Origin of the sequence: Enterococcus sp. AZ194 (assembly GCF_051713825.1) — a bacterium.
In the GTDB taxonomy this organism is placed as follows: Bacteria; Bacillota; Bacilli; order Lactobacillales; family Enterococcaceae; genus Enterococcus_K.
Genome location: NZ_JBIOQR010000001.1, coordinates 3421254 through 3443954 on the forward strand (window position 1 = coordinate 3421254; position 22701 = coordinate 3443954).

Below are 22701 nucleotides of genomic sequence, written 5' to 3' on the forward strand. Positions count from 1 at the left end.
TCAGGCTTTCAAAGCTCATTTTACTAATTTCTAAAACCTAATGTTTTTTAGAATTTATGCTAGTTTCTTTGCACGACCAACGACGACATCTGGTGATTGCTTTTCTTTCTTCATTTGATGATCGGCATACGCCATGAAATTCGGTAAAGCAACCCACTTCGGCTGTTTGCGAGAATTCGTTCGGGCATTTTCGTAAGCGGCTTGACCAACATCTGTGGAATAAACAAACGATTCATATTCGTAGGTTTTACTGTTTTGGACTTGGCACCTGATTTGGCGAACCGTACCGTCTTTTACCTCGCTATGAATCATTTGAGGAGCACGAACCAGTAGTTTCGCGATTGCTCGATTCGAAAGAGGTTCATCTAATTGTTTACAGGCTTCAATTTTATTTCGTTCTTCATAATCAAGGTGTTTGCCTTTGCGTAAAAATATGGTATTCTCAATTTGCGTCATTGTCATTTCATCCTTTATTGTTTGTGTAGGAACTTCAATAATACATGAAATTGGGCAATGACGTTTTTTTATTTTATAAAGTGGGTAATTTCATTTTAAAATTTATCGTAGCTATTTTTGCCCATCAATCCACCTTTTTTACATAATTCTTACAAACCTGAGTCAATAATAAAAATAGTTGGTGTTCATACCAAAATTTAGGTAAACTATAGATACCTTCTTTTTCAAAGCATTGAGAAAGAGCATAAATAAAATCAACTTGGAGGACTTATTTTTGAAACATAATTACAAAAAAATAGCAACAATTTTTATTATACTTGACGTTTTTTTATTTGCTTTACTCGGTTTTTTATTTAAATCATCACTGGTTTTTATTGTGCCATTTCTTCTGAAAGTATTAATTCATCTGCTCGTGCTCCGTAAAGAACAACTGAAGCCTGTCTTAATAATTGACGGCATTCTGGCCTGCCTTCCTTTGCTTGCGATAATCGGACCTATCTTGGTGCAGTTATTCGTTTCTTCCGGAAATATATTTGTTGCCTCTTGGGTTGTTCTAATTTTCGGAATCTATGCTTCGCCTATGACCATTGTCTACGGAGGTATTTTACTGACTTTCGGCATTCTCTCACTCAGAGATAGATACAGAGATACCATAAATGGGCACCAAAATGATGAGCTATAAAAAAACCTCGAGCTGAACAATTATTGTTCAACTTGAGGTTCTTTTAGGCTCGCGCAAATTCATACACCACACAGCTAATTTAGGCTAACTGGCTTTTTAACATTGCATGAAACCCATCTTCTTTGATAGCTCGTTGCGTCGTCGGACCGATTGCCAACAATTGAAGGTCGCTTATCTCTCCTTCATAAATGGAATAAAACCGCCGCCAAGCAGATGGACTAGTCAGATAAACGGCTTGAATGCCCGAATCTTGGGTCACGTCTTTAAGCGCCTGTTTTGCTTCTTTTGGTAAACAATTTTCATAAGTTATCTGCGCATAGACCGTGTCTTTTTTATTTAACTGTTGCTCAACATACGTATCTGCCAGTTGGCTTTTTGCATAAAATAGAGTCGTTGGTTGCGGGTATTTTTGTTGCCAAGAAACAACCATCGCCTCTTTGGTCTCGATTGGACTGATAAACGCTACTGAGAATCCAGCTTCTTGAACTTTCGCCGCCGTTTTTTTGCCAATAACCGCAATCTTACTCTGCTTATTTGCATGCTTCAATACGGATAGTACGGGCGCTTGGCTCGTAAAAAAGAGCCACTCTGAGTCCTCAAGCTCTCTCAGTGCCTTTTCACTTAGAGGCAACTGAATGATTTCTGCTAAAGAGACAATTCTTATTTGATAGAATCGCTCAAAAAATTGTTGGTCTGCTTGATTCAACTCTGCTCCTCTAGTCAACAAAAGGGTTGGTTTGTTCATCATAAAAGTTGATCCGCCGCCTGGTTCGCTAACTCAAACGGACTTTCTCCAGCCAAACGAAGATAACATCCTTTCGCTTGGCGAGTTTCTGCTAAATACGCATGAAATACCCATTCATCGTCTCGTTTTTCTGCATAACCACCCAAAGGAATCTCACAATTACCATCCATTCGTCGTAGAAATTGCCGCTCTGATTTTGCTGCTTCATGTGTAAGCTTATCTGTAATTTCACTTAATACGTGAATCAACTCTGCATCCTCTTTTCGGCATTCCACACCTAAAATTCCCTGTCCGACTGCCGGCACACAAACTTCAGGAGAAAGGATTTTGTAAGCGGGCAGCTGATCAAAATAAGCCAAACGTTCCAAGCCCGCACAAGCTAAGACCGTCCCATCCATGTTCTCTGTTTTTAATTTCTCCAAACGCGTCTCGACCTTCCCTCGTATCGGTGTAAAAGACATCTGTGGATAGGCTTCTTCCAACTGCTTTGCGCGCCTCACACTGCTCGTCCCAATTACAAGTGGACCGCCATGATGGAGTGCCTGTTCATCCTTTAAAATAAGGCAATCAAACGGCGTCGCCCGTTTTGGTGTAGCAGCTAGAACTAAATCTTCAGGTAGACAAGCAGGCATATCTTTTAGGCTATGAACCGCAAAATCAATTGCCTTCTCTTGTAATTGACGTTCAACCTCTTTCACAAAAACACCTGACCCACCAATTGCAGCCAAAGGAACCTGCTGAAGTCGGTCGCCTTTCGTTGAAAACCCGATGATTTCAAATGACCATTCTGGATGATTTTTTTTTAGAGCATCGACCACTAGCTGTGTCTGTTTCATCGCTAGTGCACTTTTTCGACTTCCGACCTTCAGCGTTCGCATAATATCCTCTTCCCACTCATATATTTTTTCGTTAGTTCTATTATAAAAGAGCTACTCGTTTTTTCAACTAGTTAGCTTGTTATGTTATTTGGCTGTATCCTTCATTCCCACTTTAAAGGCTAAGAAATACATACCAGCTAATATTCCGCCTCCACCAATTAAGTTCCCTAACCAAACCACGAGCATATTCGAGGAAAACTCGCCTAAAGTAACACCACCAGCCAAGTAACCTGCTGACAACAAGAACATATTTGCGACCACGTGCTGATAACCTGCTAGAACAAATCCCGTAATTGGAAGTAAGATTCCGACAATTTTACCGATAAAATCTTTTGCTGCAAAACTCATGTAAACACCCGTACAAACCAGTATATTACAAGCGACAGCTGATAAAAAAGTTGCCATCGGAGCATCTGCCACTCGTCCTTCAGCCACGGCAATCGTTCGCGCGACAAAATCCCCTTGTAGTGTATTAGAGTAGTAGCCAAAAAAGACTGCCACACCGACTGCTCCAACTAAATTAAAGAGCGTCACCAAAAACATATTGCGTGCCCATTGTTTGAAGGTAATTGCTTTTGCGTAAAGTGCCATCGTAACAGCTAACATGTTCCCAGTAACTAGTTCGCCACCAACTAATAATAGACAAATTAGACCAAATGGAAAAATTAGTGCGCCCATCAAATTAACAAAGGTCCCCCATTCTTTTGGCATTGAACCCATCGTTCGGATCATCGCCACCCCTGCAAGACCGATAAAAACACCTGCCATAATTGCTAAAACTACAGTTGTTAAAACACTATAATTAGCTTTTGCTTGCCCTCGTTTGATTGTGTCATCGACTAATTCTTTTGGAGATAAAGACATAATATTCGTGCTCCTTTATTCAATTATTTATTTTTTTATTTACTCTTTGATTTCATTATTCTATCGATTTAGTTCATTCAATTCGTTCAGACGTACAAATCTCTAGTTCATTCCACCAATCCTCCACTAGATTTTGGCGGACTATTCCAACTCATATAGCTCTCTCGCTTGCTCACTTTTGAACAAAACACAAGAAAATTTATGCTCACTTCTAACTCGTTCATCAATTTCAATAAAACGTTTGTCGCGGTTCTGACCAACTTGATGCCACCAAACATCCGCACCCTGACTGGTATATTCGACTAGATCAGCCATCATTGGTCGTTTAGTCGATACCATTAGAATGCTTTGTCCCGCTCTTTCCAGTGTTTCAAACCAAGGATAAGCTTCTTCTTCATCGACCGCTTCCCCTATCAAAATCATCGCTGGATTTTGAATATTGGTTGCCTGTAGCTTTTTCTCAATAGTCTCAAGCGTTCCAAAAATACTTTTTTGTCGTCCAAAAGTTCCCCACTCGATAATAGCAATCTTCGTATTTTCTACTACCTGCTTTTTCATTTGAGGAAGAACAGTTTTTAATGCTTCAATTCCCATATACAGACAAAGTGTTTGTTCTTTAGGCAGTTCAATCAATTGATTGACTTGGTTCTCTTTGACATATCCGGTAAGAAACGTCACCCCTCGAGCAATCCCACGTTTAGTTAATGATAAACCGTTATAGGCGGCACTACCACTCGCCGCAGTAATCCCTGGAACGATTTCAAAAGGATAGCCCTGATTGTGTACCACTTCTAATTCTTCAGTTAACCGCCCAAAAATCTCCGGGTCGCCGCCTTTTAGACGAACAACCCGTTGATATGTTTTGGGTAAATCAATCAGTAGCTGGTTAATCTCCGCTTGTTTCATTGATGGTTGATACGGTGTTTTCCCGACATAAACGAAGTCGCATGTCTTTTGACAATGAAACAATAACAAAGGGTTAACTAAGCGATCGTAAATCACAACATCGGCTGTCTCTAACAATCGCTGCCCTTTCACCGTCAATAATTCAATATCGCCCGGACCTGCACCAACAAAGGAAATCATACCTACACCTCCAAATAAATATCATCTCCAGAAATTTCAACCGGATAGATGGTAACTTGGCCTTCATCTGGTTCTTGAATCGCGCCAGTTACTAGAGAGATTTTGTATTCACGCATCGGTTCATACAAAAATTCACCCGAAACAATTCCTTCCAAAATAGGTGATTGCGTTAACGAACAATAGTCTTCTAGTGCATAAACCGCGCCCGTAGATGTTTCAAAAATAGCAATTTTTTTGTCGCCAATCGTTATAGACCGGCCAACACGAGGAATGAGCTTTGATTTTTTAGTCGCTAATAGTTTCGTCATCTTATCTTCCCCCTACGAGTTCAGGATTTTCAATGGTATACATTTTTTCACGTAAATCGACATCTTTGGTGATTGGCCCCCAAGGATCTTTACGGCCTTTCGCTTCAGTTGCTTTATCCAAGGCTTCCCACAATTCTTTTCGTTTGTCCGCATCTAAAAGAACGGTCTTCACATTTTCAAAGCCCATCCGTTCAACCCAAGGTGCTGTTCGTTCACCATAAATGCCTGTTTCACGGTAATATTGTAGCATTGCCCCACAAATATCGATGACCTCCTCTTCGGTCTCCGCAGTCGTTAATAACTGTGCCTCCACCAAATCTGTCCCGCCATTTCCGCCAATCATAATTTGGAAGCCGTTTTCGACACCAATAATACCAAAATCCTTAACTGCCGATTCAACACAGCTTCTTGGACAACCAGACACACCAACCTTGAACTTGTGCGGTGTATCGATATATTCAAAACGTTCCTCTAATTTCACGCCAAGGCCCATCGTATCTTGCGTTCCAAAACGGCAGAAGCTCTTACCGACACAGGTTTTTACTGAGCGGAACACTTTTCCGTAAGCTTGAGCTGAAACCATATCCAACTCTTCCCAAATTTTTGGTAAATCTGATTTTTTCACACCATACAAACCAATTCGTTGAGACCCCGTCACTTTAACTAATGGCACCTGATATTTTTCAGCCACTTGAGCCAACTTCATCAATTGTTGTGGTGTCGTTTGCCCACCACGCATTCTTGGAATCACAGAGAACTTGCCATCTTTTTGAATATTGGCATGCATCCGTTCATTTACAACACGAGATTCACGTTCATCTTCATGCTCTAAAGGCCACGCAACATTCAAATAAAAGTTAACCGCTGGACGACATTTTGAACAGCCCTCGGGATTTTTCCAATCTAACGCTTCGAAAACTTCTTTCGTACTCGTTAAATGTTTTGCATAAATTTGAGTCACAACTTGATCACGATTCAAATCTGTACAAGAACAAATGCCCGAAGCCGTCGTCACCGCATCACCTAATTCACTTTCTAGTAACGTCTGAACTTGCGGTTTACATTTTCCACAAGAGGTTCCCGCTTTGGTCACTTTTCCAACTTCAGCCACACTCGTTAACCCTTTTTCACGGATATTTCGTAAAATATCCCCTTTTGACACGCCATTACAACCACAGACCGTTTCATCATCTTCCCACGAAAGCACATCATCACCCATGCCTGCGCCTTCACCAACCGCTTGTAAAACCGCAATTGATTGTAAGTCCTCGATGGGTTGGCCTTTTTTCATCATGTTATAATAACGACTACCATCCTCAGTATCCCCATACAAAACGATTCCTTGGATTTTGCCATCCTTTAAGAAAATCTTCTTATATTGTTTCGTGCTACTATCATAAGCTTCAATGCTATCCATATCATCAGTGTTCAAAATGTTCCCCGCTGAATACAAATCAGCTCCTGAAACTTTTAACGAAGTAAAGGTCGTTGAGCCTTGATAAGGTTTTGTTTCCTTACCCGTCAACACATCCGCTAAGATTTTGCCTTGCTCAAACAATGGTGCAACCAGCCCGTAACAAATGCCTTGGTGCTCCGTACATTCACCGACAGAATAGATATCTGGCAAGCTCGTTTCCATAAAGTCATTCACAACAATCCCACGATTAACCTCTAGGCCCATCTCACGCGCCAATTCAACAGCGGGGCGAATTCCGATAGACATCACTACCAAGTCTGTCTCAATTTCTGTTCCATCAGAAAACTTCAATCCTGCCACACGTTTCTCACCTAAAATTTCTTGTGTTGCATGCTCCATCAAAAAATGTAAGCCTTGGTCCTCTAACTCCATTTGAAGAAGCTTGCCTGCTTTTTCATCTAGCTGCGTTTCCATCAACCACTTGGCTAAATGAACCACTGTCACGTCCATCCCTTGTTCTTGTAAGCCTTTTGCTGCTTCTAGCCCTAACAAGCCACCACCGATAACGACTGCTTTTTTATATTTAGCCGCTGCCTCAAGCATTTCAGCTGTGTCATCAATCGTTCGAAAGGCCACTACGCCCTCTTTATCTGCCCCAGGAATAGGTAAAATAAACGGATGTGACCCTGTCGCCATAATTAATTTATCATAAGGAATTCGAACGCCAGATTCCATTGTCACACTCTTATCTGCAACATCAATACCGACTGCCGGATCATTATTCAGTAAGACCACCTTGTTTTCTTCATACCATTCATACGGATTGGTGATAATCTCATCAACAGTCATTTTCTTTTGTAATACATTAGACAGCATAATTCGGTTGTAATTTGGGTACTCTTCTTTACCAATAATTGTGATTTCATAACGTTCTGGATCACGGCTAATGATTTCTTCAACCGTTCGAACTCCTGCCATTCCGTTTCCAATAACGACTAAACGCTCGCTCATAGGGTCCACCTCTTTATAGTTTTCTTTTGTTATCCTCTTCACAATATAGTGGATAACTCTAGCTATTTATATTAGGGAATCCCCTATATCGACAAAAAAACAAAAGATTTCTTCTCTAATTGAGAAATCTTCTGCTCTGTTTTGGTGATTGATATTTGATTTTATCGCGTATCTACTGAATTTTTCTGACTAAATTTATATCTCCTATAGCTACTAGAAATCCTATTTATTTCTTTAATAAATACTATTGTTCTTCTTTCTGTGATTCTTCGTTCATCCGTTGCTCTTCTTTTTGGACAAATGCTTGTAGCTCTTTTTTCAATCGTTTGGCTTCTTTAGGGTTCTTTCCATAAGTTGTAACTGCCAGCCCGAGATGCGCTTCTTTTAAAAAGGCCATATTGAAAAAGTTGCTGTGGGCTTGTTTGGTGGTATCATTAATCAGCTGATGGGGCCTAACTTCCTTCATCACCTGTTGATTGACCGCTTCATCATCTGTGCAAATAAAAACCAGGTGTGCCTGACTGATATCTCCTGCTTGATAAGCTCTTTGTCTCACAAGGAGTTGCCCCATTTCAAAAAGTTCTTGGATGGTTTTTGAGAGAACTGGCGCAATCACGAGCGGTCGACCGCCTGCCTCGACCAACGAATGAACCTTTCGTGAAGCAATTTGACCGCCGCCGATAACGACAATCGTCAGTTTGGATAAATCAACTAAGATGGGATACATACGACTTCACGAACTCTCTCTAAAATAGCTGCTTTTAACTCTGGACTCTCCTCCATCGTTGGCAAGAAAAAATCTTTTAACCCACGCGCTTCTTGGATAGCTGTCGTTATTTTTTTGATCAAAAAACCATCTGTTAAAAAAAGTGGTTGGATAACTACCCCTTCTGGATGTCCGGCTAAGAAGTCCATGTACAGATTCTGCCCTAAGTGATTCGCCGTGTGAACCGGAATTCCGACTGTTCGTTCGACTGACTTTGCCAGCGTTTCTAGCTGTTCATAAGGCTCTTCATAGTGCGGTGTCCCATGCGCAATCACTAGAACCTCGCGCCCATCGCCTGCTTGTTCTCGTATTGTCCGAACTAAAAACTCTTCAACAGCTTGTGTCGTAGCCAGCGTTTCCAAAATTCGAATCCTTGCTTTTCCGTTTAAAAAGGCTGACGCTCGCTCAGGCAAATCCTCTTTCGCATGCGTCGCTGGAAACAATAAGACTGGGACAAAAATAATTTCCTCTATTGTTTGTTCCAGTAAAGTCGCCATCGCCTCTTCTAAGGTCTGTTGTTCCCCTTCCAATAACCCGATTACTCCTGGAACTGGTAACTCGTCAATCACTGACTGAACTACTGCTTGATTTTTTGTTGAAATTTTTTCTTTTCGACCATGCAATACAAAAATAATGCCTTTTTTCATTTTGTCCCTCCTAAGCTAAAAATCGACCAAATGATGTTTCAAACTATAACGAAGCAAGCCCGCATATCCTTCAATATTTAACTTTTTTCGGATATTCGCTTTATGGGCCTCCACCGTTTTCACAGAAATAAATAACCGTTCAGAAATATCTTTATTATTGTAGCCCAAAGCAATCAACGGTAAGATTTCTTTTTCACGCTTTGAAAGACTCGCATAAAGAGGGTCGCCTTCTGACAACTCAATTTCGCTCAACTCTTTTTCCGTATACCCATGATAATAACGTTCTCCTTGGTAGACACTGCGGATCCCCTCAAGTAAAATATCATCACTAGCATTTTTCAAAATAAAGCCATCTGCATGCGCACTCAAAGATTTACGCACATAAGACTCTTCATCGTGCATCGTCAAAATAATGACCGCAACCTTTGGATAGGACTCCTTCACACGTTGCGTCGTGAGTAGCCCATTTTCACCAGGTGGCATACTGATATCCATCAACACGACATCTACTGGTAAACTCTCTAGTTTCATAAATACCTCATGACCATCCGCAGCATCTCCAATCACTTGCATGTCTTTTTGCGCATTAATAAAAAACGCTAAGGCATTTCTAACCATCGCATGATCATCAGCAATTAAAATGTTCATCTAACTCACTCCTTTACAGGTATAGTGAAGGAAACTTTTGTCCCTTGATTTGGCTGAGATTCGATAGTCAACTCGCCAGAAACGGCATGTGCACGCTCCTTCATATTCATGAGCCCAAAGCCTTTTTCTTCTTTGGACAAACGAAAGCCTTGACCGGAATCCTCAATCACAACAAAAAGAGTCTCCTCTTGATAATCCAATGTCACCCTCGCTTGATTTTCGCCTGAATACTTCATGGCATTGGCAATTGCCTCTTGAATCATTCGGTAAACAGCCGTTCGTAAAGTCTCACTTAGCGGTCGTTCAACCCCTGTCACTAAAAATTCAATCTCAAAGCCAGTCATTTCAATCGTCCGTTTGATAAATTGTTCCAAGGCTGGAATCAAACCAAACTCATCCAAGGACATCGGTCGTAACTCCCCGGCTAAGTTTTTAATCTCAGTCAAGACTTCTGAAAAATGTTGATCAATTTCACGAAGCTTGTCCTCCTGTTGCGCCTTTTCAATCCACTTCACGCCTCTTGTCTCCAGCATCAAACTATAGACACTTTGCGCAATCCCATCATGCAAATCCTGAGCAATTTTTTTTCGTTCGATTTCTCTTACGCCATTCAAATAATCAAACATAGAGTGATCTGAGGTAGCTTCTGCTTCATTGGTCACTAAGTCAATTTGGAGCATCAGCTGGTCCTCCGAAAAATCCACTCGGCCCCAGAACTCAATCAGTTCATGTGTTTTGGTAAACGCCTTGAAAGGAAACCCCTTGGGCGAGAGTCTCTCTTCCAAAGGACACTGCAAACATTTTTTTTGGGTATTATGTAAGGCACACCCTTCTCCTAAACTGATTTCGACTATTTTTTTTAGGTCAAACAGGTACAGTTGTTCCATTTCTTCAGCAAACTTGGTTCGACAAAGCACTTCATAACCATCCGTTAACAGCCAGATTGCTTTTTGAATGTGTCGAAAAAATTTTTGTTCCTCGTTCATTTGCTCATTCATCTCCTTGGATTAATGAAGCCAATTCCTCTGCCGTCTTGCCTATTTCCAATTTATCAAAAGCATCCAACTGACTTCTATAGCCTGTCAGTAAGACACCAATCACTTCATGCTTATTCATCACAGGAACCGCATAAACATTGACTAACTTTTCTGTTCGCGCAATCGGATATTCCAATCGCTTCTCCACATCTGTCAAAATATCTCGGTCCATCTGAGGCCTAGCTGTCTTCCAAACCAAACCAGCAATCCCGCGGCCCACCTGTAAGCGGATATTTTTATAAGCCAGACTTTGATTTCCAGCCGCATAAAGCCAATGAATTTCCTTAGGAGCGTGAGTTGGCGCAACATTTTCAGCGAGCCCCACAAAATCCACTTGCCAGTCTTTTCGTTTTTTTTCAATTAACTTTTGAATCTCACCCATTTTACTACTCCAATTCCCTATATTCTTTAAATTCGATTGAACTTTGTTAGAAAACTCACTAATATAATACCATAACTTCGTTGGAGGGACGTCATTTTATGTCCAAGAATCTATCTATCTCATCTCTTATTTTAATTATGACCACGACCGTCTATTCTTTTTCAAGTATGGCTACGGCGTTCTTTATGATGGGCAGTAAATCATTGCCCTGGTTTTTGATTAGCGCACTCCTTTACTTTATTCCATATGCCCTAATCGTCGCTCAATATACCAAAAAATACGCTCACAAAGCCGGAACCATTTATGACTGGCTCAAAGATTCTCTCACACCTAAAGTAGCCTTTATCACGGTATTTCTGTGGTACTGTAGTTACTTCACTTGGATGGTTAGCCTCTTCATGAAATTAACCATTCCGCTCTCGATTCTGGTCTTTGGTGAAGACTTGACGCAACAAGCCACTTGGTTTTCTATACCGACAAATGGTCTACTTGCTTTGTTCTCCATCTGCTTAGTGCTTGTGATTCATTGGCTCATCAGTCGCGGCTTCAAGGCTATTATGACTTTCTTAAAAATCAGTAGTCTTGCTATGTTGGGCTTACTTATATTATCTTTGGTGAGCAATTTAACACTCGCTTATCATCACTTGGATCAATTTTGGCCAAACGTTATAAAAAGTTATCACGCACCCAGCTATTTTAAAGGAACAAACCATCAATTTCTTTCACAGCTACCTTTTTTTATTTTTTCTATCACGGCCTTTGGGGGACTTGATACTGTTGCCAGCCTCTCAGATAAGACAAACGATAGCCAAAAAAAATACCCCAAAGCCTTAATCATAAGCACGGGGGTCATCGTTTTTCTTTATTGTTTCGGTATCCTTTTATGGAGTGGTGCCAATGATTTGGCTCTTCTTAGAGATACCAAACAAGTTCATTTGGGCAATTTGATGTACAGTTTAATGGGCACTCTAGCTAAAGACTTAGCCCAAACACTTCATCTTACAGCCTCGACCAGTGCTCTTTTACAACAGTTTTACACTCGTTACACGGCATTCACTATCGCCTTTGCCTACTTAGGACTGCTTTCTTCCATCAGTTATGGGCCCTTAAAAAGCCTGATTAAAGGAACGCCAAAAGAAATCTGGTCACCAAAACTTGTGCGTAGTAATACACAAAAAATGCCAACAAGAGCCCTTTGTATACAAGCCATTGCTCTCTCGCTCTGCATTGTCGCTCTATCTATCAACAATCAATTCCTAGGTGACTTATTCAATCAGCTCACCTATATGACGAATGTCTCACGCGCGCTTCCTTATTTTATTGTAGCCGTAAGCTTCCCGTTCTTTTTGAAAAAGAAAATCGTCCCTTATGAAGAGCTTTTTATTCAAAACAAATGGATCAACCAACTCCTGTCATTCAGTGTCTGTGCCTGCATCTTCCTAGCCATCAGTTTCCAGCTTTACGAACCACTCAAACTAGGAAATTATGCCAACCTAGCCACACTTATCCTTGGACCGACACTCTTTAGCAGTCTCGCTTATGTTCTCTATGCAAGATTTGAATACAAACTCGGTCTATAAGTGTGTACGAGCATGGGACATAACTCAAAAAGTTATGCCCATGCTCCTATTTCCCGAATAAACGGTGGGCACAGAAGCAACTCCATCTACACTCCGTTCTCATCAATTTCTAAAGGTGGAACACCTTAAGAATTGAAGGACTGCGTTCCGCTCTCAACAACTTCTACGCATGAGACATACTAGAGTTGAAGGTTCGGAAATAAGCTGAAATTCACAAAAATTTGAAGAGCAATTTTCGTGGATTCCCTCTTATTTCTCGGAGTTAAACACTTCTGTCCCAACCTCCACAGGTTTATGGGTGACGATTTTTCATACGCTAAACATCACCCTTAATCTCCTGCGCTTTGGATTCCCTTGGTGTAAATCCAGCTTGTTCAATTAATCGATTCCACGTACCAAATCGACGAATCGCTGTACTGGACCAACGAAACTGTTTGGCTGTAGGCGGCTCCCCGTGAGTTTTCTCAAACAATTGAACGGCCTCTATAAAAAAGGTCTCATTATATTGTTTCGTTGGACCAGGTTTTCTTCTTTCCAATCCCGCTTCCATCAACAAGTTATTCCAGCTACCAAACTCATTCATAGCCGTCGTTCGCCATGGAACATCTACTGCACGAGGAGATTTTTTGTGTACTTGCTCAAACAGTTGAACTTTCTCAATCAAATCAGACCGCGTATATTTTTTGGTTCGTTGTTTATTTTTGGGGTTGAGACCTGCTTGAATTAACAGATGATTCCAAGTCCCAAATTCCTTAATCGCACTTGCTTTCCATCGAAACTCTCTTGCACAAGGAATCCTTTGATATCTCTGATAGTAACGTTGTATTTCTTCAATAAAATAACTTTTTGTATAGCGTTTTTTATGAACAGATGATAGAGACATAAACGCAATATATACTCCTTTTTTTAAAATTTTGATAATGTACCTTCGACTAGTGGATAAGAATGTTACGACCGATTCTTATCAGATTCACGATATATTTCTTAGTGTCACTAATTTTCGGTGCTACAGGTAGAAAATGGAACGATTCCCTTTTTTAATAGAACTACGGCTATTAGTATACAATTTTTTGTCCGGTTTCATCTAAAATGAATCGTCCGTCACTATCCACTCCATTAAGTAGTAGAGCGATATCAAGTCGGATAGTATTTCGTCTGGAATCTATTTTTCACCTAAATTTAGAATTTCTCCGTTCTCATTAGTAACGCCTTCAAAAAGAATTACCTCCTTACTATCTGTTGGAGATGTGTAACTGATTTGATAATCTGTGTCAGGTAACGGTATTGCTTTTTGACTTTTATAGGTATCATCGTAAACATTCATATTAAATTTATTGACTGTAACTGTTTTTGCTCCCTTTTTTGCAATGGTTCTCTTATTTCCTTTTAATTCTTGTTCGCCCGATGCTCACTCATCGATGCTCTCTTCACTGATTATCTCATGCTCATTTTCCTCTGCAATACTTATTGATGTAAATATCAGAAACATCGACACACAAGTTATTAATCCCAACAATAGTTTTCCTGTACCACTTCGTTTTTCACTTTCGGCTTTCATTCTCTCCCCTGATTTCTCATTATTTTTCATCCAATTTCCACTTTCCATCCCTAAAAACAGCTATTAATAAATAGGATTGTTTTTACTAAGGCCAACTTCTTATCTATTGTTTTTTGTGTAGATGACATAATCATGGACACAGTATTGACACCTTTTAATTCCTGATGAACAACTCAGATGTATAAAAAATCGGCTCGCTTCCCTCATAAACTTTCGTAATATCAAGCAATAGACAGTTGCGAATATTCCCTGATAAATCTGCTTGTTTTAGCCCACCAATAAATAAGTACGAATTCCCAGATTCTTTAAAAGTAATTGTTTTAGCCATGGGCACATATCCGTCACTTTTTTTCTTTAAAGATAATGTCTGGCCATATCCATTAATTCCTATTCCTAATTTTCCTTTTTGATAAGAAGTACATGAAATCTCTGCATATAATAGATAGGTGTGATTTTTTTCAACATATATAGTTCGTTTATACTGAGACACCTGACTTTGCTCATTCGGGGATACAAACAATTCCGACTCTGTCAAAAAATCTCCATGGTTTCCATGATTGAGTTGCCAAAATGAATTTTTGCCCAACCGGTTCATATGAAGTAAATCCTGATGACTTTGACGTAAGACAGTTCCAATCGATAGTATAGGTTGGTTCTTATACACTAGGTCTCGCTCCTATCCCTTCGTTTCTATTATCTGTTAAAAGCCCATCTAGTAACGGACTTATTTTATTATAATCACTTCCCGATACTGAGCCTTTTAATAACAGAAAGCTTCCTTCAGTAATTTGTTTTCGAATAGCGAATAAGTAATCATCTAAATTGTCATACCACTGACTTGGCAGAGTTGCTTGCTCCACTATTTTTTTCATTTCTTCTCCATAACCCAATAAACAATCAGCTCCCGAATTATTTATAAATGGTAATAATTCTTGATGTAATTCTCCGGAAAAACTGCCCAAATCAGCTACCTGCCCTAAAACTAATATTTTTTTGCCGGTGTAGTAAGGAACCTTATTCGTAAAACTCTTAATAGCATTAATCATTGATGAAATAGCAGCGTTATGCGTATCATCTAAAATATCTACTTGTTTGTTATCAATGTACCCTTTTTTCCACTTCATCACTTTAGGAAGTACTTGCGCATTTTCTAGTCTAGGCATATAGGCTCTTACATCCAATTTTAAAGCAACGAGAATAGAGAACACTGCTAAAGAGTTTTCTACCATTCCTGGGCTGGATAGACGAAGTAAATAGGTATAGTATTGTCCACCATATGAAACCGTAACTTCTGTAATCTCTTTTAGTTCTTTCATAGAAACGAGAGATACATCTGCCTCAGGATTTTTCATACTATATGTTAACAGTTGTTCTGTGCTCTCATTGGCCTTATTTAAAATAATCTTTTTTTGTTCCTCTGAAATATCTTCATTGATAATTGCTATTCCATTCTCATCCATACCTTCAAAAATATTCGCTTTGAAATGAGCTAATCCATTTAAACCTGACATAGAACTCATATGAGCATGACTAACAGATGTTACCACTGCAATTGTGGGCCGAATATAGTTTGACTGAGGTCCTTTCCCTCTGTGATTTAGACTATTCAATGACACTTCAAGTGAGACAATATCAGGTGATTGAACGAGCTTATTCATATACAACGGAATAGCTAATCGTGTATTGTGATTATTAAAGTTTGAGAGCACTTGATAGTCTTCCCTTAAAACACTGTTTAACATCATCCGTGTCGAACTTTTCCCTACAGACCCAGTAATTGCAACGACGGGACTATCCATATTGTTCCGTAGATATGTTCCTACTTGATACATAAATTCCCAAGTATTCGGAACAATAAATTGTGGAATTTCATGGATTAATTCATGTACAGGTTCTTCGGTTACGTAAAGAGATAGCACCGAGATATATTGTTTTACCACATTTGCCCCGTTTACCCAATTTCGCTTAGCTCCACCTACAGATGCTTGAATTCTTTCTCCTGTAAATGAAATATAGCCTGTTCCGGAATCAATGATTGTTCTCACACGTTCCAAAGTGTTATCAAAATTGGTTATGTGGATATTATTAGCAAGTTCTTCATTTAAAAAATAGCCATCAAAATGCTTAAAATCTTCTTTTTTCAATGGTTTAGCTCGTTTCCATGTGTCCATACTCTTTAAATTCTCCTTTATTTTATACAGTGCATAGTCTTTTAAAGTCTTTCAATTTTGATATATTCTAGTAATTAGCAGTATGTTAGGTAAGGAAAAAAGGAAGTAGCGCAATCCTATCCATCTATCACTGCGCCTACTCTTCTTTACTTACCAACGTCCACGTTTTGGCCCATGAGTATTGACATACCGTTTCGCATCTTTTGCGATTCGTTCAGGCGAATCATCCGTGTCCGCTTCCCAAGGGTATAAACCTTCTTCATTCTTCTCATACGTCTCTTCCACCAGCTCTCGCTTTCGATATGAGTGATATCGATTTTCCCTTTGGCGCAAATAGGTGAACATCACAACTAGTACAAAACTAATAAAAATTAGTTTTCTAAAACCAATTAATTTGATTGCTTCAACTACCACTTGTAGGATTTCTTCCATCCGTCTCTTCCTTTCTACATTTAGAAGCTATTTAATACTATACTTCCCGGCCATAAGCTCTTGAATAAACCGCCTTGTCTCACTATCAAGAAAGTCACTTTCTAGTAATGTAGGAAGCTGCGTTTGTGTCTTATCGAATAATCTGCTAGGAGAATATTTCCCCCTTTGAATCATTGCTCGATAGCGGTTTAAGTAAATCGCTAGGTAGTCTTGCTTCTCTTTCTGTGTTTGCTCCTCCAACTGCCATATGAAGTGAAAGACTGTCACATAAATAGCCAAAGCATCTCTTGGTGGCGTTCCTATCTTTGACAAAGAAAGTTCATCTCGTTCCCCATAAAAATAATAATCTTTTTGATTACCTAGAAAGGCAATTTCTCTAACCACAGAATATAATTTCATTGAAAACCAATTATCTTCACGGACACGAATTCCTTCAGGAAACGAGAGTTGATACCTATCCACACAAGATTTACGCATAAGCTTTCCAATAATATTCAAACTGTTAAACAGCTTTGTCTCTATAAAACGTAACCCATTAACTGGTTCGGTATATTGAAAACATGAACTACTCAGTGGACGTTTTCCTCCTTCTGCTCGATAGTAAGGCAGACAAACCAAATCTGTTTTGTCATTTGCGGTAGCTAGCTGATACGCTTCCTCTAGCGCATAAGAAGTCAGTGCGTCATCTGAATCTATGAACAACAGCCATTCTCCAGTTGCTTCTTTGATGCCTACATTTCGAGGCACTGAAGCACCACCAGAATTTTCAAGAAGTGTATGAATTTGGAAATGGTTAAATTTATCCGCAAAACTTCGAACAACGGCAACCGTTTGATCCGTCGAAGCATCATCAATCACGATAACCTCTAGTTTTTTCTTATCAAATGTCGTAGCTACCAAACTAGATAAGCAATGGACAATTTCTTTTTCACGATTATACACTGGAATAACCACTGAAATTTGAATCTCTGATTGGTTGAATTTATCCATAAAATATCCCCTTTTTTTGTTATTTTTTTCTGACTCACGCCATTGCCTGATTTTCTTCTAACAGCACATCTAAATCCGCTAAGATTGTTCGATACAACAATTGATTAATCGCTTGTTGATCGGTAAAAAACTCTTTGGCATCAATCAATCCTGCGATCATCCCCCGAATTCGAATGAACAAGAACTTCGCTTCATCGGGTGTCAGCTGATTCTTTTCCTCCAAGCATTCTAAAAACAGCTCATAAAACAAGGCCTCTGTTTGTCGACGTGTGTCTCTATCTAGGGATAATGACAGATATAATTCGGTATACTCTCTCGCAAAACGATAGTAAGCGTCTAAAAACTCGACAAGATTTCGGTTACGGCGAAAATATTGTTTGATTAACTTTTGAAAAATCTCCTCTAAGACAGCTGCCCGCAAAGCCTCCATGTTTTTAAACGCCACATAAATGGGCTGTGTTGAAATTCCCAGCTCTTTTGCGAGTCCTCTAGCGGTCAATTTGCCTATTCCCTGTTTCAGAGACAAACGATAAGCACCATTTAAAATTAAAGAAGTATCATATAACTTGGTTTTCATATTCCCTCTCCTCTCTACATATTGTTTTCTGCGAGTTTATTCATTTTTGTGTTTGTCTTCATTTCAATAGACGAACTTGAGCTAATAAAGAAGGCGGAAGTCCACTTGCTGGCTGTTCCTTCCATGTATCCTGATAATAGCTGTAACAATCAGACTCGACCATTTCTATGACTGCCTCTTCTGTACAGCCGTACAAGTTTTTATTCAGCCAAAAGAAGAATAAAATCTGTAGCTTCGCATCGAGTAGTAAGAAGGCATAGGTGGCTTTCAAAAAATCCTGTTGATCCGTTGCCTCAATCTGTTCTTGAAAGGTCTCTTTTAGATAACAGTAATAATTCAACAGTTTGGCTTTTTGTGCGAGTTCATATCGTCGGCTTAGCGTCTCATCATAGGTAGAAAAGTAACCATCCACATCATCTATAGCTAGGCATACCCGGTCTAATTCACTACTTCTTATCATCTCTTCTTCCTCCCTCTCATTTCTTCCTAAAACTGACAATCAAAAATTCTTTGACAAAAAACCACTTTCTCGGTCATCCACAAGTCAATGACCTAGAGATTATTTTGCTTCCGGCTCTTCAGCGGAATAATCAATATGTGTGCCAGAAGCTAGTTGTGCCACTTTTTGTTGAAGCGAGCTATACATGCCCAAGACACTCTCGCGTGATTCATTAACTTCCAATAAGATTTTTTTCGCTTTGTGACCAATATTCTCCACTTCTAACTCTGCTGAATCAATCAGATGCTTAGCCTCTACTTGGGCTGCCTCCAACGTACGATTTGCTTGTTTCTTAGCAGAAATCAGAACTTCTCCAATCTCCTGTTGCGCTTGAATCACTTCATGTTTTAATTCCGCATTCTTATCCAAAAGTTCACTAATTTGACGTTTTAAATGAATCACTTCATCTGAATCGTCTGACTTACTTTCTTTATAAGCCTTAAAGGTTTGGGCAAGCGTGGCCAACTCTTCTGCCCGTGTATCAGCTAGCTCTTGGAGTTTCTCAATTTGACTGAAATTTTCTTCTTTTTGTTCTTGAAGCTGTTCTTTCTCCATGACCAATTCTCGTACTTGATCAGCCACTTCCTTTAGTGACGTTTCATAGGTGTCTACTTGCATCTCCAGTTCTGTGATTCGGCCGACAGTTGTTAAAAGCTCTTGAACAGTTAATTCTTTCTCCTTTAAAAACGCAGCAAGTTCTTCCTGTTCTTGTTCAAGCTTTGAATTGGATTCATCTGTGTTTGGTTGTGTCTGAAGCTTCTCTTCTAGACGCGCAATTTTTTCATGTGCTTGGAAAAGTGCTTGATTTAACGCATTCTTTTCTTCTGTAAATTGTGTGGTCAATTGCTCCATCTGAGTTTGTGTTTCAGTTAATTGTTGATTCGTTTCCACCATGGTTTCTATTCTCTCCTCTAATTGCTTCTGTAACAGCCGCATTTCTTGTCTTTCCGTCAAATGTTCGCTCTCTTTTTCCAAAAATTTCTGATGAGTTTCCTGAAGTTTTTTGGAGAAAACATCCAACTCTTTATTCGCTTCTTCCGCCTGCGCTAATCTTTTTTGTATGTCTTCTAGCATTTGACCCTGCTCAAATAATTGTTGCTCTTTTGCCTGTATTTCCGCGATTAACTTAGGCGCTTGTTCTTCTTGATTCTGCGTTTTTACTTCTTGAAGTTGTTGTATCGTTTCTTTATGCGCCTGTTCTTCTTTTTGAAGGGCGTGTGTCAATTGCTCTTGCAGTGTGCGCAGACGAACTTCTTGGTTAGCAATCAGTTCTTGATTTTTCTTTTCTTCTAAAGCCAGGGCCTGTTGAAGCTTGCGAATCTGTGCAACGAGTCTTTGATGCTCCCTATCTTTTTCTTGAACGTTTTTTTGAGTCAGCTGTAGCTCACGATTGGCCAATTCTAATTGCTGACTGATTTCGTTCGTTTTTTCTGATTGTTTGGTCACAATCTCGGTCATTTTTTGTGCTTTTATTTCTTCAAGCTCTTGGGTCGTCTGCTTCAAAGCTGTCTGTAATTCACGCATACGAGACATCAAACGTTCTTGCTCCTCTTCTCGTTTAGTTAGAGATAAACGACTGGCTTCCAACTCACTAGCCAAACGAATCGCTTCAGCCGCTTTGCCCTTCACTGTCGCTTCGACTTGACGTAGATTTGCCAGCTCCTCTTCATACGTCTTTAGCTTCACTTGTTGGAAATGACTCTGGTTTTCCAAACGCTGAAGAATTTTTTGATTTGTTCGATGCTCTTCAGTCAGCTTCACTTTCTCTTCAATTAGCTCATGGTTTTCTTCAATAAGTGTTTGTGTTTGTGCAGTCAACGTATTCACTTTTTTAGAAAGATTTGAGGTCTTATTGGCCATTTCCTTTAACTGTCTCAGCTCTTCAGCCTGTCGTTTCACTAGCTCCTCATTAGCGGCACTTGTCTTAGACACGCGCGCGATTTGCGCTTGAAGATGTTCTCCTTGATTTGTTTTTTCTTCCAAACTCACAGTCACTTTACGCTTTTCTTTGACTAAACGAATATTCGTCTGTCGTAGATTCGCCACTTCCGAACGCAGCTTCTCCTCCAGTCGCAGTTGTTCCTTTTTAAACTCCACTAAACGAGTTGTTTGCTTTTTCTCCTGAATTTGACTGACTTCTAATCTCTTTTTTGTTTCTAGCAATTCTGTTTGTTTACGATGCAATTCTTCTTGGCTTTTCCGAAGTTTTTCTTGAAGTTGTTGCGTTTCCCAACTCTCTGAATATAGCTGTTCAACTTGTTGATGTTGTACAGCTTGTAAGGCAGACAGTTCTTCTTTTATGGATTCCTTCTCCTTGGTTTCTGTCTGATAAATAACCTTTAATGCCTGTAACTCTTGTTTCACCTGTTTTAAGGTTTGATTTTCTTCTCTATCAATGACTTCTTCTATTTCTTCATTGGTGACCGCTTCAATATCTTCAACAAGAGATTTATTAAAAAACCAGCTTTTTTTCTTCGCCATTACCCTTTTCCTTCCTGTGAATATTCTTGATAAACAAACGCTTCTTCATTTGTTGCTCTCCGATAGGATCCTTTATATAATGATTGTCCTCCCGTCGTAGTAACCCGAATCTGGATTTCGAAAAGTCCGTTCACTTGCGTGGCATCCTCCAAAAAATAAGATAAATTTTTGCCCAGCATAAGCAAATCTTCAGCAGAATCAGCTACCTCACTCATCAGATGAAGTGCTAGCCCTTGCCCACTCTCTCCCACCGAATACACTGGCTGAACCTCTCCAAAATAGGGCGTTAACTTTTCTTTAAGCGCTTTTTCAAACTGGTCCTTTTCTTTCAAAACTAACCCTCGACTTCGCCAACTTTCTCCAGGGTAATAGGATGCTAGTTCCAACCCCTTTTGCGGATAAGATACTAAAGTCGCCGGTTGTTTAAGAAAAGTTTGCCATTCTTTCAAATCTTTCGTCACTTGACCAACAGAGACCCTTATCTGATTGGTTTGTTGAGTTAACTGATTCACATGCAAAAACAGCTTTCCTGCAAGCAGAAGTCCAACGCTGCCATAACCAAGTATCAAGAACTGATTTGTCTTCTCGACTTTCTTTTTATAGTAATCAAGTTTTTTTCGAAACTGCTTTGTTAACATGGTACTTTCTAACTGATTGATTCGAAAAATAATAATCAGTCGTGAGAGAAAAATGAACAACCCACTGAGAAAAAAAAGTCCATAACCCATTTCAAGCCCTGTCACAAATCTCACTCCTCACTTCATTTCTTTCACTTCTTTCAGTACGTTCGTATAGGAAGATCAAATGCTTCTGAAGCCGCTTGTTCCATCTCTTCAATTGGTACGACTGACAACAATTCCCCTTGAACAACCAAACGAGTGGTTGCATACAAATCGCCACAGGTAAGGAGCGTCACTAATGTGTGTCCTGGTAAAGGATCTAGAACATCGACTTGAGAGGGAGCCACCTTTTCTTTACGAATAATTTCGTAGGTATACACCTTATCCAAATCCGTTAAATAAATGGTTGCTCCGAGTTTCACCTCTTCCAAGGGCGTAAATAATAAGTCTGGTTGATCGGATCGATGACTCGCTATCGCATAGTTCCCCACACCCATCACCTGATCTTCAGAAAGTGTCCCTGCTCCATAATAGAGGCCTTCATTAGCAAGTCCTTTAAAAAGGGGTAAGCGAATGCCTACACTAGGAACAGCTACGCTAGCAATCACGGGTAAATCTTTTGTCGCACCACTCAGTTGAGACGACGCGATTCGTCGCGTGTTGATTGGCTCGACTGCATCAAAATCATAGCTAGCTGTCTTTTTTTGATTTTCTTTCAATGTTTTTTTAGTTACAGATGAAAGCTCATATTGTTGAATAGTATGATTCATCACTCCGTTCACTAAGGGCTTATGAAAAACAAATAGTAAACCCACAAATATTAATATTCCTGCAAGAATACGTACAATAAGTTTCATAGATTTATC

Annotated in this window: 24 protein-coding genes and 1 pseudogene; 2 read left to right on the plus strand and 23 right to left on the minus strand. The window is 39.7% G+C overall.

Going from position 1 to position 22701, the window contains the following annotated elements; all coding sequences use genetic code 11:
• Positions 1-60: 60 nt before the first annotated feature.
• Positions 61-456, minus strand: a pseudogene (locus tag IGI37_RS15945) (helix-turn-helix domain-containing protein); the annotation flags it as partial.
• Between the two features lie 274 nt (positions 457-730).
• Here IGI37_RS15945 and IGI37_RS15950 point away from each other — a divergent pair.
• Positions 731-1138 (plus strand): hypothetical protein, encoded by a 408-nt coding sequence (locus IGI37_RS15950; RefSeq protein ID WP_438763045.1) that lies wholly within the window; start codon positions 731-733, stop codon positions 1136-1138.
• Between the two features lie 79 nt (positions 1139-1217).
• Here IGI37_RS15950 and IGI37_RS15955 read toward each other — a convergent pair whose 3' ends face one another.
• The 11 genes from IGI37_RS15955 to IGI37_RS16005 all read right to left on the minus strand — a co-directional run bounded on the left by IGI37_RS15955 (position 1218) and on the right by IGI37_RS16005 (position 10927).
• Positions 1218-1886: a uroporphyrinogen-III synthase gene (locus IGI37_RS15955; protein WP_438763046.1), complete on the minus strand. Its 669-nt coding sequence runs from the start codon at positions 1884-1886 to the stop codon at positions 1218-1220.
• On the minus strand, positions 1883-2761 hold the full coding sequence (gene hemC, locus IGI37_RS15960; protein WP_438763047.1) for a hydroxymethylbilane synthase: 879 nt from the start codon (positions 2759-2761) through the stop codon (positions 1883-1885). Before hemC ends, IGI37_RS15955 begins: the two co-directional genes overlap by 4 nt.
• Positions 2762-2845: 84 nt before the next feature.
• Entirely contained in the window at positions 2846-3625 is a 780-nt protein-coding gene (locus IGI37_RS15965) for a formate/nitrite transporter family protein (protein WP_438763048.1), read from the minus strand.
• A 141-nt stretch (positions 3626-3766) separates the two neighbouring features.
• Positions 3767-4711: a uroporphyrinogen-III C-methyltransferase gene (gene cobA, locus IGI37_RS15970; protein WP_438763049.1), complete on the minus strand. Its 945-nt coding sequence runs from the start codon at positions 4709-4711 to the stop codon at positions 3767-3769.
• A gap of 2 nt (positions 4712-4713) precedes the next feature.
• Complete coding sequence (locus IGI37_RS15975) at positions 4714-5019, minus strand: nitrite reductase (NAD(P)H) small subunit (protein ID WP_438763050.1); 306 nt, start codon at positions 5017-5019, stop codon at positions 4714-4716.
• Between the two features lies 1 nt (position 5020).
• Entirely contained in the window at positions 5021-7447 is a 2427-nt protein-coding gene (gene nirB / locus IGI37_RS15980) for a nitrite reductase large subunit NirB (protein WP_438763051.1), read from the minus strand.
• A 244-nt stretch (positions 7448-7691) separates the two neighbouring features.
• Positions 7692-8174 carry a precorrin-2 dehydrogenase/sirohydrochlorin ferrochelatase family protein gene (locus tag IGI37_RS15985; protein WP_438763052.1) on the minus strand — a complete coding sequence of 161 codons (483 nt, stop codon included), beginning with the start codon at positions 8172-8174 and terminating at the stop codon, positions 7692-7694.
• Positions 8159-8860, minus strand: coding sequence for a sirohydrochlorin chelatase (locus tag IGI37_RS15990; RefSeq protein ID WP_438763053.1), 702 nt, complete (start codon positions 8858-8860; stop codon positions 8159-8161). Before IGI37_RS15990 ends, IGI37_RS15985 begins: the two co-directional genes overlap by 16 nt.
• A gap of 15 nt (positions 8861-8875) precedes the next feature.
• Complete coding sequence (locus tag IGI37_RS15995) at positions 8876-9508, minus strand: response regulator transcription factor (RefSeq protein ID WP_438763054.1); 633 nt, start codon at positions 9506-9508, stop codon at positions 8876-8878.
• Between the two features lie 5 nt (positions 9509-9513).
• On the minus strand, positions 9514-10494 hold the full coding sequence (locus tag IGI37_RS16000; protein ID WP_438763055.1) for a sensor histidine kinase: 981 nt from the start codon (positions 10492-10494) through the stop codon (positions 9514-9516).
• Between the two features lie 4 nt (positions 10495-10498).
• Positions 10499-10927 (minus strand): GAF domain-containing protein, encoded by a 429-nt coding sequence (locus IGI37_RS16005; protein ID WP_438763056.1) that lies wholly within the window; start codon positions 10925-10927, stop codon positions 10499-10501.
• A 98-nt stretch (positions 10928-11025) separates the two neighbouring features.
• On the opposite strand from IGI37_RS16005, the gene IGI37_RS16010 reads away from it, so the two are divergent.
• Positions 11026-12507, plus strand: coding sequence for an amino acid permease (locus IGI37_RS16010; protein WP_438763057.1), 1482 nt, complete (start codon positions 11026-11028; stop codon positions 12505-12507).
• 316 nt (positions 12508-12823) lie between these two features.
• On the opposite strand, the gene IGI37_RS16015 is transcribed toward IGI37_RS16010, so the two are convergent.
• From IGI37_RS16015 to IGI37_RS16065, 11 genes are all read right to left on the minus strand, one after another.
• Entirely contained in the window at positions 12824-13390 is a 567-nt protein-coding gene (locus tag IGI37_RS16015) for a homing endonuclease associated repeat-containing protein (protein ID WP_438763058.1), read from the minus strand.
• A gap of 525 nt (positions 13391-13915) precedes the next feature.
• Positions 13916-14095 (minus strand): hypothetical protein, encoded by a 180-nt coding sequence (locus IGI37_RS16020; protein WP_438763059.1) that lies wholly within the window; start codon positions 14093-14095, stop codon positions 13916-13918.
• Between the two features lie 124 nt (positions 14096-14219).
• Positions 14220-14729, minus strand: coding sequence for a hypothetical protein (locus IGI37_RS16025; RefSeq protein ID WP_438763060.1), 510 nt, complete (start codon positions 14727-14729; stop codon positions 14220-14222).
• Positions 14722-16236, minus strand: coding sequence for a Mur ligase family protein (locus tag IGI37_RS16030; protein WP_438763061.1), 1515 nt, complete (start codon positions 16234-16236; stop codon positions 14722-14724). Before IGI37_RS16030 ends, IGI37_RS16025 begins: the two co-directional genes overlap by 8 nt.
• Positions 16237-16386: 150 nt before the next feature.
• Complete coding sequence (locus IGI37_RS16035; RefSeq protein WP_438763062.1) at positions 16387-16668, minus strand: hypothetical protein; 282 nt, start codon at positions 16666-16668, stop codon at positions 16387-16389.
• Between the two features lie 27 nt (positions 16669-16695).
• Positions 16696-17658 carry a glycosyltransferase family 2 protein gene (locus IGI37_RS16040; protein ID WP_438763063.1) on the minus strand — a complete coding sequence of 321 codons (963 nt, stop codon included), beginning with the start codon at positions 17656-17658 and terminating at the stop codon, positions 16696-16698.
• Between the two features lie 34 nt (positions 17659-17692).
• On the minus strand, positions 17693-18235 hold the full coding sequence (locus tag IGI37_RS16045; RefSeq protein WP_438763064.1) for a TetR/AcrR family transcriptional regulator: 543 nt from the start codon (positions 18233-18235) through the stop codon (positions 17693-17695).
• 58 nt (positions 18236-18293) lie between these two features.
• Complete coding sequence (locus IGI37_RS16050; protein ID WP_438763065.1) at positions 18294-18695, minus strand: DUF7006 family protein; 402 nt, start codon at positions 18693-18695, stop codon at positions 18294-18296.
• A 99-nt stretch (positions 18696-18794) separates the two neighbouring features.
• Positions 18795-21215, minus strand: coding sequence for a hypothetical protein (locus IGI37_RS16055; protein WP_438763066.1), 2421 nt, complete (start codon positions 21213-21215; stop codon positions 18795-18797).
• Positions 21215-21958 carry a hypothetical protein gene (locus IGI37_RS16060; protein ID WP_438763067.1) on the minus strand — a complete coding sequence of 248 codons (744 nt, stop codon included), beginning with the start codon at positions 21956-21958 and terminating at the stop codon, positions 21215-21217. The genes IGI37_RS16055 and IGI37_RS16060 overlap by 1 nt, the downstream gene beginning before the upstream one ends.
• A 35-nt stretch (positions 21959-21993) precedes the next feature.
• Entirely contained in the window at positions 21994-22692 is a 699-nt protein-coding gene (locus IGI37_RS16065) for a class A sortase (RefSeq protein ID WP_438763068.1), read from the minus strand.
• Between the last annotated feature and the right edge of the window lie 9 nt (positions 22693-22701).